Origin of the sequence: Bacillus sp. FSL K6-2865 (genome assembly GCF_040311405.1) — a bacterium.
GTDB classification, from domain to species: domain Bacteria; phylum Bacillota; class Bacilli; order Bacillales; family Bacillaceae; genus Bacillus; species Bacillus velezensis.
On record NZ_CP152036.1, the window covers coordinates 2,466,408 to 2,481,326 of the forward strand.

The 14,919-nt window shown below is 49.7% G+C and carries 4 protein-coding genes; all 4 read right to left on the bottom strand.

The genetic code is table 11. From position 1 onward, the window contains the following. Positions 1 to 13: 13 nt before the first annotated feature. The 4 genes from NYE42_RS12225 to NYE42_RS12240 all read right to left on the bottom strand — a co-directional run bounded on the left by NYE42_RS12225 (position 14) and on the right by NYE42_RS12240 (position 14,916). Positions 14 to 1,261, bottom strand: coding sequence for a hydroxymethylglutaryl-CoA synthase family protein (locus NYE42_RS12225; protein WP_352426486.1), 1,248 nt, complete (start codon positions 1,259 to 1,261; stop codon positions 14 to 16). A gap of 57 nt (positions 1,262 to 1,318) precedes the next feature. Continuing rightward, entirely contained in the window at positions 1,319 to 2,473 is a 1,155-nt protein-coding gene (locus NYE42_RS12230) for a cytochrome P450 (RefSeq protein WP_352426487.1), read from the bottom strand. Positions 2,474 to 2,554: 81 nt separating this feature from the next. Then, positions 2,555 to 8,770 (bottom strand): beta-ketoacyl synthase N-terminal-like domain-containing protein, encoded by a 6,216-nt coding sequence (locus NYE42_RS12235; RefSeq protein ID WP_352426488.1) that lies wholly within the window; start codon positions 8,768 to 8,770, stop codon positions 2,555 to 2,557. After that, positions 8,767 to 14,916, bottom strand: coding sequence for a type I polyketide synthase (locus tag NYE42_RS12240; protein WP_352426489.1), 6,150 nt, complete (start codon positions 14,914 to 14,916; stop codon positions 8,767 to 8,769). Before NYE42_RS12240 ends, NYE42_RS12235 begins: the two co-directional genes overlap by 4 nt. Positions 14,917 to 14,919 lie beyond the last annotated feature (3 nt).

Here is a 14,919-nt window from a genome sequence, read left to right on the forward strand (position 1 = left end):
AGTGTTTCTGATATTAAGTCGTCCATTCATACTTTCTGTGAAACTCTTTTATTTCAGTCAGCACCAATCGCGTTTTTCCTTGATGCGCATTCGGGATGTCTGCTGCGGGCGCGGCATTTCTTGTGCCGAATTTTACGATGCCGCTGTCTTGGAGCAGCCGGTCGTAATCAGCCATCGATAAACGGACGCGTTCATCCAAATGCCGGCTGATCTGAAATTGATTCTGCCGCGTCCGGCTTTGCGGCATAACGACACCGCTGTAAAATTCAGAGCAGCAGCCCGAACCGTATGAAAAACAGCCGACTCGTTTCGGCGTTTCAAAAGAGCCGTTATCAATCGTGCTGGCAAGAGATAAAAATACGGTGGCCCCCATGATGTTGCCGACGCGCTGACAGTATTGAATCCCAGGCAGCACGCGTTGCTGAAAATCCGCCTCAATGTCTTGCGGCTTAGCCTTTGCCAATTTTCTCATCATCGTCCGATGCGCTCCTTTTACCATTCCGCCAAACGGAGTATGAAAAGAAAGGTATTGAAATGTATTCTTATAATCCGCCCCGCTCACACGCTTTCGGTATTCCTGAAATGATTTTTCACAGCAGTCCAAATAAGACATGAGCGACAGATCAGCATCCCCCGCTTCACTATCCGGAATCGGGCGGCACGTATCCATGACTTCATACCCGTAATACCCGCTTGCGCCTTGATCAAGCAAAAAGACATGAGGGGTGCTGCTGACTAAAAGCGCCACAGCTCCCGCCCCCGCACTCGGTTCGGCATAGGACCATTCCTCCGTCAACGCGTCACCGCCTTCAGCCACTAAAAAGCGGGAAATATCCGTTCCGATGATGAGCGCTTTCGATCCCGGCGATGTTTGCGATAAGATGAAATTCACGCCCATTTGAAACCCGGCCGTTAAAGAATAGCAAGCCTGTTTCACCTCAAATAACCGGCAATTCCGCTTCAGCTGCAAATAATCATGGACGTATGTACTGATGGATTTGCCAAAATCAATCCCGGATTCCGTACAGGTGATGACCATTTCAATCTGATTCCGTTCCTCTTCTGACAGAGAGTCGATAATCGGTTTTGCGGCATTTACGGCGAACGTAATCGGATCTTCAAACGGAAGCGCCACCACTTTTTCTTTCATCAGCAGGTTCTCAAACCTTTTTTTATCCAAGTTCCGATGTTCCGCAAGCTCCATGACGTCTACATACGCGGTTCCGCCAAACACGTTCATTGCTTCAATTCCTACATTCATTTCTCCAAGCCCCCAGAGTAAAGAGGCTTCCTGTGGAAGCCTCTTTTATTTTTCCGTTCAAAACTCAACAAGCAGCCTGTCAACGCCGTGAAATACAGGGCTCGGAACCAGATTAGGCTCTTGATCCTCAGTAAAACGCCATGCGGACATCTGTTCAAAAAAGTGGGAAAGCGCGATTTTCGCTTCAAGCCGGGCCAGCGGCGCTCCTAAACAATAATGGCTGCCCTGACCGAATGACAGATGCTGATTCGGCTTTCGTCCCAAGTCAATCTGATCGGCATTTTCAAACTTCTTTTCATCTCTGTTCGCCGATCCAATCCACGCATACACTTTTTCTCCGGCCGGAATCGTTTTTCCGCCAATCTCGCTCTCAACCGCGGTATAGCGGGTTACCCGCTGAATGGAAGGTCTGAGGCGGATGACTTCCTCAATAAAGTCAGGAAGGAGCGCCTTGTTTTCAAGCAGCCGGGGCAGAATGTGCGGGAACTCCTTGAGACTGAGAAATGAATTTCCGATCACATTTTCCGTCGTTACGTGCCCCGCGACGATCAACAAGCCGCAAAAACCGATTAATTGCTTGTCTGACAGCGGCTCTCCGTCTAAATCAGCTGAAATTAAATGGCTGATTAAATCATTTTGCGGCTGTTTTCTCCGCTGTAAAATAAACTGCATGAAATATCCGATCATCTGCTTTTGCACTTCATTCATTTTCTTTTCATCTTTTACATTCTGGCTTTGGTCGACCCAGCTTTTAAAGATATCTCTGTCTTTCGGAGGGAATCCTAAAAGCTCTGCGATCACGATAATCGGAAGCGGAAATGCGTAATCTTCAATAATGTCCATCCTGCCTTTTGAACGGACGGCCTGAAGCAGGTCATCAGCGATAGCGGCTATACGCGGTGTAAGAGACTCAACCGATTTCGGCATGAACGGCTGATTGACCAATTTTCTGAAGACGGTGTGTTCGGGCGGGTCCATTTTCAAAAGGCTGTCTTTGTTAATATGCCGGATCATTTTTTCCTGTTTGTCCGCACTTAAGTATTTATGATCGGAAGAAAAATGACTGTAGTCAGAAATCACCCGCTTCACTTCATCATAGGTGAAGATTTCCCAGCAATCTTCCTTTTCATTGTAATGAACGGGAGAGGTTTCTCTCATCGTTTGGTACCACTTGTACGGCTGCTGCTGTCTGATTTTTGTTAAACTGGTCATTTTCATTCCTCCAAGATGTGATCAAGATTTGAAATGACCCGCCAAAGCTTACGAGTAAACCCGGCGGGCGGATATGTGAAATTACGGTCTTGTTTTGGCGGGCTGCTTCAGCATCTCACCATGCACATTCAGTATCTTTTCCTGCAGCTGCAGAAAGCTGTATTCTGTCATTCCGTCTGCCGAATATAAAACGCCGCAAAATTCAGAAATCGTTTCGGCTGCGCTGTCTTCAGCCAATAACGTCATATGATTGGATACCGCCACATCCATGATGGCGATGTTTGTCATATGCTCTTCCCACTGGCTCCAATAGTTGACGAAATCAGCGGATAAAATATCAGCCCTGATTGTAAAATACGGATCAAGCTCACCCAAGAAAATACCGTTTTTATTTCGGAAATAATAGCATGTCACCCCGTTCGGATCCGGAAGCGGCAGGAGTTCGTAATCAGTGATTTCGTAAGCGTCCTGAACGTTTATATTCTGCCTGATCAGATTTTTCACCAACGCGTCCGTCTTCGTTAATCCCCGCTGTTTGGCTTTTGCGATTAATTGCTCTAAAAATATGTCTTCATGAAGATCGGCATTCAGTTCATCACGATGAATCAACGTTTCAGAAATGCGTTCCGGATGTTGATAGATCGGTGCAAATAAAGCCATGTTCACCGTCTGCAGCATCATATTTTTATCAAATAATTCATCAGGAATGTTTATTTCCCGCGCACCCGCCGCGTCAAAGGAGTCGAGCATGACGATTGACTCAACGGTTTCTCCAGCCAGCTGCAATTGCCGGGTGACTTCATAAGCGAGCATGCCCCCTAATGAATAGCCGCCTACATCGTAAGGACCCCGGGGCTGCACGGTACGTATGAGCTTAACGTAATATTCCGCCATGTTTTTAATGCCGCGGATCGGTTCCCGGTCTGTCATCCACCCTCTTGCCTGAATTCCGTAAAAAGGACGCCCGGTCCGTTCGGCAACAGGCTGGTACAGCTCCACTGCCCCCAGCGCGGAATGAAACCAGAAAATCGGTCTTCCCTTTCCCCCCGGGTTAAGACAGATCAGCTCGGGCGGTTCTTGATCATCTGTCTCTTCTGATATATCGTTTTGTTTCGTATGTTCCCCATGTACTTCCTCGGTGTCTTTTTGGACAGAACCGGTCAGATACCCGGCTAATGTTGCGATTGTCGGGTATTCATAGACCAGATTTGCCGTAATAGACGCTTGATAGGTTTTATTAATGGACTGAACCCATTCCACACCGATAATAGAATCCAGCCCCATCTCAATGAATGCCTCATGCTCATCAATATCTTCCGGCTTCAGAAATAGGATCTCCGCAAGGCTTTCTTTGAGCTCTTTGCGCAAAGTGCCGTCAGAGATGCCGGCAAGGGGAGTTTCTGCTTCCGGGATTTCCGGACGTACCGCGGTTTCCTCCGCTTCAGCATACTCGGGTTTCTTTATTTGTCCCGCTATATATTCCGCAAGCTCTTCAAGCGTCGGGTGTTCATACACCTTATTGGCAGTAATCTCAGTGTGGTACGTTTTATTTACTGTTTGTATCCATTCAACCCCGATAATGGAGTCAAGACCCATATCGATGAAAGGCTCATCAGCATCAATATCTTCCGGTGACAAAAATAAAATATCTGCCAGGCTTGTCCTCAATTCTTCAAGCAATGTTCTATTGTCTTCGGAAACGGCTTTTTCCGGCTGCTGGACAGAAACAGTACAATCCAAAGGCTGTAACACGATTGGCTTTTGCAATGTCTCCGGTTCAAACGCTGTCATTTCGATCTCAGTTAAAGGACTCAGAGAAATCAGCCCTTCATGTTCAGGCTGCGGCGAAGACGGGAGAACGGTTTGCGTTTCAGACTTTTTCATGGCTTGGCCTGGTAAAGAACTGTTTACATCAGCCGCCCAATACCTTTCTTTTAAAAACGGGTAGGCCGGCAGCGGCGTTTTATAATATTGTCCTCCGTCAAAAAGCCGTGTAAAAGGAAGATCATACCCTCTGCAAAAAAGGTCAGCGATATGTGCCAGGTTTTCTCTGTACTGTGCGGGCGAAGCTGCCGAGCGGCACTGTTCAATGCATTCCATTCCGAATGTTTTCATTCCGGCTTCTTCTGCCGGCTTCTGATCCTTCAAATTGGACATAAACACACCCGGAAGCTCTCTTTTTACAAGCCACTCCGATAATACCCGCTTCAGTTCGTCCGCACTGCTTACGATACAGGCAAACCGGTGATGTAAATGCTTTCTGCCGAGCAGGAGCGTATAACTTATATTTCCCAGATCGCTGTCTTTGTTCTTGCTGAGTGAATCCAGCAGGCGTTCTGCCTGAATTTCCAGCTGACGCTCCGTCCGCGCAGATAAAGGAATGAAGCAGACCGGTTTTGCCGGCGACCGGCGCACGGTTTGCGGCGCCTCTTCAATCACAAGATGGGCATTTGTTCCGCTGAATCCGAATGAACTGATGGCGGCTCTGCGCGGTGCATCCGGATTCCGTTCCCACGGTATCAGCTTTTCATTCACAAAAAACGGGCTGTCCGCAAATTGAATATGCTGATTGGCTTGATGAAAATGCAGGGAAGCCGGAATCTGCCGATGCTTCAGCGACAGCAGGATTTTAAACAGTCCGGCCATCCCCGCGGCCGCAGCGGCATGTCCGAGATTGGTTTTCACAGAGCCGATGGCGCAATATCCTTTTTTATCCGTATAGCGGCGGAAAGCGCGCGTTAAGGCGCCGAATTCGATCGGGTCGCCCAGTGCAGTGCCCGTTCCGTGAGCTTCCACCATTTGAATGGTTTCCGGATCAATGTGAAAAGTATCATAGACATGACGTTCCAATCGTTCTTGAGAAAGCGCGCTTGGAGCGGTGATTCCGTTTGTAGCGCCGTCCTGATTCATTGCAGATCCTTTTATGACGCCGTACACATGATCTCCGTCACTAACGGCGTCGCTAAGACGTTTCAGCACCACCGCTCCCACGCCTTCACCCGGCACGAACCCGTCCGCGCTTTGATCAAACGTATGGCAGCGTCCGGTCGGTGACAGCATATTCGCCTTATTTGACGATTGATAAAAAGCGGGAGTGGATTGAATGAAAACCCCGCCCGCCACCGCCATTTCCGTTTCTTTCGTCCAGAGCCCCTGACATGCCAAATGAATGGCTGTCAGCGAACTGGAACATGCTGTATCAACAGTGATCGCCGGCCCTTGTAAATTAAGATGATAGGCGATCCTTGCCGGAGTGACGGAATTGTGATTGCCCCAAAACGCCTGCGCGGGCCCCTGCTGTTTAAAAATGGCCTGGTAATCTCCGCCGCAGGAGCCGGCATACACGCCGCATTCCCGGCCTCTTACCGAGTCTCCCGCATATCCCGCATCTTCAAGCGCTTTCCATGATTCTTCCAAAAACAGCCGCTGCTGAGGGTCCATATAGGTCGCTTCACGTCCCGATATATGAAAGAAAACGGGGTCAAAACATTCAATGTCCTCTATAAAACTGCCATACTGGCATTGGCTGTCAGAGATATCCCATCTGTCTGCTTTTTTAATCAGATCCCGTCCGGCGGCTAAGTGTTCCCAAAACTCATGGAGATTCTCCGATTCAGCAAACCGCCCGCTCATCCCGATAATCGCGATCGGTTCTTTTTCAGGTAACACAGCTGCTGATTTTACTGTATCGGCCGGATCCTTTTGTTCGGGGCGGTACGTCATTTGATACGGCTCAGAAACGCTGATGACGATTTTCCCGATATTTCCGCGGTCATCCAGACAGTGATACGCTTCTTTTATGTCTTCAAAGGAAAAGATTTTTGAGATGACAGGCTGAATGACTCCCTCTTCCGCCAGCCGCTGCAGTTCCAATTGATAGTCCTTGACCTGGTCCGGATTTTGAAGGGACAGCTTCCGCAAATCCACGCTGTGAAACGATTGATTGTTATGAAGGACGGACAAGTCGACTGATTTAGCGGATTTCAGCGCAGTCATGGCAATTTCGATATATCTTCCGCCCGGCGCCAGGCAATTCATTCCTTTTTGCAAGGCATCACCGGCCAGGGTATTAATGACAACATCCACCCCACGGCCGCCGGTCATTCGCATGATTTCCGTTTCAAAATCTTCTTCTAAATAGCAGATGGTATTGCGGACCCCGAGCGAATGCAAATACTCAATTTTTTTCTGTGATCCGGCCGTGGCATATATTTCCGCGCCGATATGCCGGGCCATTTGCACCGCGATCAGCCCCGTTCCTCCCGTCGCGGTCTGAATTAATATTTTTTCGCCTTTTTTAAGTCCGGCTTTCCGGAAGGCGTCTATCATGGTCACCGCCACGGTGGGAAGAGCGCATGCTTCTTCAAAGGTCAGCCGGGCCGGTTTATGATAGACTTGATGTTCTTTACATGTGATGAGATTCGCCTGAGATCCAAATTCCTCTCCCATGCCGACAATCACTTCATCACCTGGAATGACGGATGTTACATGCCTCCCTGCCTTGATCACGACGCCGCTTGCTTCAAATCCCGGAGTGAACGGATAAGGCGGCATCGTCGGGTACAGCCCTCTGACACAAAGCAAGTCTCCGAAGTTTAAAGAAAAGGCGCGGACGGCTATTTGAACTTCGTCATCTTTTGTCTCGGGCACCTCACTGCGGGCAATCGTCAGATCTTCAATGCCGCCCGGACGGTCAATCACAACCCGGAACATTCCCGAGTCATCGGACTTTGCGAAAGAAGGCGGCATACGTTCTTGTTTCGGTTTCTGATAACCGTTTTCCTTTCTTTCCGTCTGCAGAGGTTTTTCAGCAGGCCGTTCTTCCTGAAGCGCCGGGCGGATTTTCGCTCTATCGGTCTTCAGAGACGAGGCTATGATGGTTTCGTATTCTTCCGAGATATAACCGGTCAGCAGTTTCACATGATAGTAATCAAATAAAATCGTTGTCTGCAGTGTAAGATTCAATCGCTTATTAATCTCGTTAATCACATTGACGGCCAGAATGGAATCAATGCCGTATTCAGAGAAGTTCAGTTCTTCCTGAATATCCTCTTCTTTCATTTTTAATACATCGGCAATACTTGTTTTGATGACAGAGCGGACATGGGAAGCGACCGATTCCCCATCAGCCTTAACAGCTTGATGCACCTCTGGCGCGCGGCTGCGGGAAACAGGCTGCGCGGGCTTTCGGAAAACTTCGGCCGGGGCGGCGTATGGCTTTCTGCCGTCTCTGATCCCTTGCATCCGAACGAGTCCGTCACTCTCAGCTGCGATAATCTGCTGGCCTAAATCATGAGCCGTTTCAGCAGGGAAACAAACCGCTCTGTATCCTTCCGAATGCAGCACACGCTCCCACGATTTTGGATATAGGCCGGGACTTCCCGGAATCCGAAGCTCAGCATCCTCATAGGACCACCAGCCGTCAAGCAGCCCGAAGGTTAAATGGGTAAAAACAGAACGATCGCTGATTTCGTTTATCAAAATCATCCCGTTGTATTTCAGGAGCGCTTTCAGACGGCGCAGTGTCAAACCGATATTTTTTGTGGCGTGAAGCACATTGGCGGCGATGACAATATCGTAAACACCCGTTTTGATATTTTGTGATTCGCAAGGCTCCTCTGCATTAAACAAGGCTGTTGTCAAATACGGCACATCAGGTCCGTATTCCTGTTCGGCATGCATTAAAAAAGCTTTAGAAACGTCCGTATAACAATATTCCGCAATCTGTTTTGCAAATGGTTTCAGTTTTGTAAACAGCATGGCGCTCGTTCCGCCCGTCCCGGCCCCTACTTCTATCAGCCTGATACGGGCATCGGGGTGTTCTGTAAGATAGGCTTTCAGGTAAGCGGCCGCGGAATCTGCTAACACTTCATTAAAATAATCCGCGACAGGATTATGCTTATAAACACCTTCAACGAGCCGCATTGATGAATCGGGAAATACGATATCCGTAGCCGGACGTTCTCCTTTTAAAATGGAAGGCATCGCTTTTATCGTCGCCTCGGCCAATTCAGCTTGCGCAAGCTCCCCATTGGGAAGCAGGCGTTTATGGGCATTCCACTCATTCCAGACTGTGCGGCCGTCCGGGCGCTGATCCGTGAGAAGAGTGACCGTGTATCCGTCATACGCGATATATCCGTTTTCTTTTAATAGATTCAGGCTTTCTTCCAGCCATCTGCCGTATGTGCCGATCACGCCGGCGCTCCGCATGGATGCTGCAGGTGTAGTGACAGGCTCGCTGAAAAAACCGATTGACTGTAATTGGTAAAAGAGCAGTTTGCAAAGAAGGCTGTTCATATGCGCAACTCCATTTCTCGTTTTAAAGTCTCAAGCCGTTCATTCCGATCCGGATTTTGCCGCTTGACGCTTTCCATAAATGAAGGCTTCGGGCCGGATACAACCGATATTGCATCTTGATCCGTCAGCGCGGCTAAGCCGTGCGGAGCAGCTTTGATGAATGCCGCTTGGCTGAACGGTTCTGATAGTAAGACTTCCAGCGCCTCCATTGCTTCATCGGGTTCAATAGAACCGATCCCTGACGCCTCCATCCGTTTTCTGTAAGACGGGTCTGATACAACACCCAGACTGCCCCAATATCCCCAATTCATGACTTTCACTTCACAATCAAGCAAGGAAGCGATATGGCGGGCAAAGGCGTCTTGAAATGTACACCCTGCCGCATAGTTGCTTTGCCCGGCATTTTTTGTGAAAGAATTAACGGATGAGAAAAACAGCACAAAATCAAACGGTTCTTCCTTAAAAGCTTCGATCATTCGGACGCTCGTATTCACCTTAGCTGAATAAGCGTTTCTGAAAGAAGCTTCATCCATATTCGCCATACTTTTGTCGGCAAGCGTTATCGCGGAATGGATGACTCCCGTTATATTGCCGTATTGCTCTCTTACGGAACGGACGGCCGCTTTAAGCGCTGCGGCATCTTGAGCATCAGCCTGTATATAATGCGGCGCGGGGCCTGATAGCGCCAGCCTGTCTATTTTGCTCTGAATCTCCTGATCCTTCGGCCGCCTGCCGATCCATATCATCCGTGCCTTGTAACGGGTGATCATGTATTTGCTCCATGCTTCTCCGATGCCGCCCGCTCCGCCGATGACAGCATAAACGCCGCCTTCTCTGTACGACATACGCGGAGCGGAACTTGTCAGCACCCGGACTGTTTTTTGCTTGTGCCAAGCTCCGTTACGGTACGCGGCAGCATTTCCGTCCGGATCTGGAGGAAGGCGCCAGATGTTTTTCATCTCAGACGAATCACTGCCTTCTTCTGCATCAATCAGCCTGATGTCCCAGTTCGGATATTCTTTTGCCAATGAACCGATCAAACCGTGTACGCCTGCATGCTCAGGCTGCGGCAGATCACCCGGATACACGGACTGTGTCTGCCGGGTCACCGCCGTAAAGCTGATGTTTCGGTTTCCATACCCGAGTGACAGCAGCGCTTTGATGAAACGGAAACATTGAATCACCCCATTCTCCTGCTCATCAAGCATTTCCTGACTGACGGATGCGGGTGCGAAACGATCCGGCGCAATCCATAAGAAATGGCGGATATCCTGATACCCGGCTGTCAATTCACGTAATGTTTGCTCGCTTGAATGATCCGGCGTCTCCGCCAGATGGGCGCGGGGCCACATTTTTGCCGCAGCCTTTATGGTATTTCCCGGCTTTCCGATGATCAGCAATTGTTCCTCAACCGCTCGATTTTCTTCCAGAGAAAAGAAAGTTTTGTCCCAAACAGGGGCAAGCATCGCCGTCTGAACTTCCTGCCGTTTGCTTTCGGTTTGGTTTGTCTGCTGGACAGCCCGGCAGGAGAAGCCTGTTAATCTCATACAAACAGCGCCGTTTTCATCACATAAATCAATATCCAGCGTCAGCGCTCCGTTATCTGACCGATCGCTCTGTTTGCGGACAAGCGCCCACATCGTTTTCTGAGTCGGCTGAAATATTTCTGCCTGCCGCAGGGAAAACGGCAGCATCGGAGTGTCTCCGGCAGTATCTGAACCGGCACCCAGTGACGCCTGAAACGCGGCATCTAAAAGACTCGGATGGATGACAAACTGATCGGCGGTACTGTCTGCCGATTCCGGCAGCGACAGCCGGGCTGCAGCTCCCCTCTCTCCGATCATCAGCTGATCAATTCCTTGATGGCTCGGCCCGTATATCATACCCGCATGCCGGAAAGCCTGATAAACCTCATCAGACGTCATAACCGATTGGCTGCAGCCGGACAGCCAGCCCTCTAAGTGAACTGACGGAACCGCTGCTATCTCTCCTGATACCGCGGTGCCTTTACTGTATATAATCCGTTCTCCCCCGGGTTCTTCCGATAGGCTGTAAATCGTAAATTCAATGTCTTCATTTCCCTTAAGGATAAGGCTGATATGGACTTCTACATCCGTCCCCTTATGAACGACAGGCCTCATCCATATGAGATCTTTCAAATACATTCCTTTACGTCCGTCCGGCACAGCGTATGCGGCACGCTCAACGGCCGCCCTGGCCATTTCGATCACGGCGGCTCCCGGGAGCACCTTCTCCCCATTGACTGTGTGGTCAGTGAAAAAGAATTCCCGTCCGGTAAAAACGGATGTGAATTTCAGCTCCCACAGATCGGATGTGTTTTCATGAAGCAGCGGATGGATCACCGTTTTGCCGCCATCCCTTTTTGAAACCGCCTCTGCTTCATCTTGAATCCAGCATCTGACCTTTGCAAACGGATAGGCGGGAAGACTGATTCTCCGGGGTTTTTGTCCCGAATATAACAAGTTCCAGTCCACATCGACTCCCTGCACCCACATGTTCAGCAAATGACCGTACTTTCTCTTTTTCAGCCATTTAACCATGGCTTCCTGCAAATCTTCATCAGATTCAAACACAGCCACTGTCTCATGATTTCGCTTCGCCCGCCCCCTGTAAAGATGCGGTGCGTTTTCATTTTCCAAGTACGATCTGAGCTTGTCCTCCAGCTCCTTAAGAGAGTCCGCAATGAAAGCCAGCCGCTCATCCATCGCTTCCCGCCCCGCTTGTAAAGTGTATGCGACATCAAATAAGTCCGGCTTATCCGTATGCTTCTTTTGAAGAAAAGCAAGAAGGCGCTCCGCGTATTCTGTCAGACGCTCCCCATTTTTCGCAGACAGCAGAATGACAGCCGGCTCTTGGCTGCTGATTGCTTGTTTGACAGGAGCCTCATATTCTTCAATAATGATATGCGCGTTAGAACCGCCCGCACCAAAGCTGCTGATCCCCGCCCTGAGCGGCTGTTCTGCTCCGTCTGCGGCAATCCGTTTCCAATCTGTTAATTCCCGGCAGACGGAAAACGGTCCTTCGTCAAATTGGATATTCGGATTTAAAACATCTGCATGCAAAGATGGGGCGATTTGTTTGTGCTTCATCTGCAGCAGCACTTTTGTGACAGCGGCGATGCCTGCTGCCGATTCCCCATGTCCGATATTTGATTTGACAGACCCGATGAGACATGTTTCAGGAACATCACCGAATGCATCGGTTAAAGCCCGGATTTCAATCGGATCGCCTAATTTCGTCCCTGTCCCGTGCGCTTCCACATAGCTGATCTGGCCCGGAGAAACCCCCGCCTCCTGTAAAGCTTGAGAAATGACTTCGCTTTGCGCCTTGGGGTTCGGTACGGTGTAACCGCTCGCTCTTCCGCCGTGATTAATGGCAGCTCCCTTAATGACGCCGTAAATCCGATCTCCGTCTTGTACGGCGTCTTCTAAACGTTTAAGAAGCAGCACCCCGACCCCTTCTGCCGGAATATAGCCGTCACCCCCGGCGCCGAAACTCCCGCAGTGTCCTTTAGATGAGATGAACTGCCCCTGGCTCAGCATGAAGTACTTGTTAGGATGAACGGTGAGATTCACTCCGCCGGCAAGCGCCGCGCGAATCCGATGATCCCGCAGATCCCGGCACGCCATGTACAATGAAGTCAGCGAACCCGAACACATCGTATCGACCGAAATGCTCGGCCCTTGAAAATCACAAAAATAGGAGACACGGTTAGCAATGGATGAAATCCCACCGGGGAGCCCGATATGCCGTCCTTTCACTCCCGCTTCAGCGGCGAATAGCGGGTATTCCTGATACATGACACCGGCATACACACCTACCTGACGGCCCAGTTCAGGTGATGTCCTCGTATATCCCGCATCCTCCATGGCCATCCACGCATGCATTAAAAACAGCCGTTCCTGAGGATCAAGGTGTTCCGCTTCACGGGGGGAAATCTTAAAGAACTCAGGATCAAAATCGGCGATCCCGTCAATGAATCCGCCCCATTTGCTGTAGATCGCTCCCGGCGCCGTCCGGTCCTCGGAAAAGTAATGTTCCCATTTCCAGCGGTCTTTCGGAATTTCGGTAATACAATCCTTTCCTTGTTTGAGATTTTCCCAAAACGCATTGATATCATCGGCCTGCGGATACTTGCCGGAAATCCCGACAATGGCAATATCCAGCGGTTTTCCTTTCGTTTTCTGACGGCTTTGATTCCCGGACGGGGCAAAAGACGCATTTTCAAGCCGATTTGGCTGAAGCACTTCTTTCACAGACGCGTTTTTCAATTCCGCCAGCTGTTCCCCGGTATGACTGAGGACTGCGGCATCAAATGAGAGAAACCCGTCTTTTTTATGTTTGATTGTATTCACCACATAGGCGGTATCAGACATGACAGGTCCGTAAAGCGTCAGCCTCTCAATCATGAGCGGGACGTGAATCCGCTTTTTCAGCTGCAATTCTTCTTCACCGAGCGACATATAACAAGAATTCAATATAAGCGGGTCAAATGCAAAGTGACGCAGATCGCCTTTTTCTTTTTTTCCTGATAAGTCCAGCTGCAATAAAAAGGAGCTCTCACTCATTTTGTATCCCGCCGTTACCGTTTTCAGCATCGGGCCTATCGTGAAGTCGGCAACCGAATCGTACAGACGGGAAATAACATCCGGCGCCACCTTTTGTGCATGCGCCTTCATTTGTTCAACGTCATACGATTTTTTTACGGGTGCCTCTGTATATCTGCTTATTTCTCCTTCGGCACACGTCTTCCGGCTTTCTTTACCGGAGACAGTGCAGCTTGCGGTAAAGCGTTCGGCACTCTTTTCTGCCGCAAATGAAATGTCAATCTGTGCGGCCTCTCCCGGCTCCAGCGTGACGGGCCCGCCCGTAAAGCGGATATCTTTCAGCTCGGCGGGATACGTGCCGGAATGAGACGCTCCGGATGCTTCAAGCACCAGACACGGATACACTACACCCATCAGTGCCGGTTTGCCGAAAACCAGATGATCCTGAAGGAATGCTTCATGTTCATAGAAAGTAAATGTCTGACTGACTGATTGCGTTTCAGAGACCGGTGCTGCATCCGCGACAAGGCCGGAAGATTCTTCTGTTCCTTTTGTTTTTATGTCTTCAAGCAGTTCGGATATGCTGCTGCACTCAAATAAAAGAGTCGGATTCAGCCGCAGATCAAACGCCCCTTCGATGTCTTTAATAATGGCCAGAAGCTGTGACGATTCAAGGCCTAATTCAAAAAATACGGTGTGCGCATCATTTCTTGTGACAGGACGGCCTACGTATGTTGAAAAAATGCGGTATAAGGTTTCCTCCATCTGCTGAACGCCTGGTATCAGCTGCCGGTCTGTCCGCACCTTTTTGGCTGTCAGGCCGAGCAGTGAAGCAATATGCGCACCGCTGGGGTTGTAAAAGTCAATATCCATTTTCACCATTTCAGAAGGCGTGCCGAATTTTTTCGAAATCACCGCGTAACAGCGCTCCGTAACGGTTTCAGCGGCAATAAACGAATCATAATAAATCGGTAAAAACAAACCGGCGCCTGCAGCTGTCTGCAATACGCCGGAGGCCATGGCGGCACCGTCCATCAGCGCGGGATGAAAGAGAGCGCCGGGGAGATTTTCCTGGCATGAATCAGACTGCCGAATATCAAGGAAACATTCCTCTTCATTTGCATAGATCTCTCCCTCCGGCTTCATCAGCCCGTCATGCGACAGTCCGCGGCTTCTCGCGTCTTCGTAAACCGTATGCAAGGAGACTGATGGAAGCGCAACTTGTTTTTTCTCTTCCGCGTCAAGGCGCTTATCTGATGAGAAAACCCCTTCATGCACCTCCGCTGATAAGAAAACCGTCCCGGAATCCGCCCCGCAAATCGAGGCAGTCCAGAACTCCTTTTCTTTACTGAATATGACACTCACATCAAGCCGCTCTGACCGTTTCACTGATAAAGGATGATAAATGGTCACCCGTTTCAGACAGATGGAACGGAATGAAAGATCAAGGCTTTGCTTTGCCAGCTGATACAGCATATCAATATAGGCCAGACCGGGCATGACAGATTCTCCGTGAACAAGATGGTGTTTCATAATGGGATGTTCTGCCGTCAGGCGCAGATTCACTGTTTTTTTCATGGT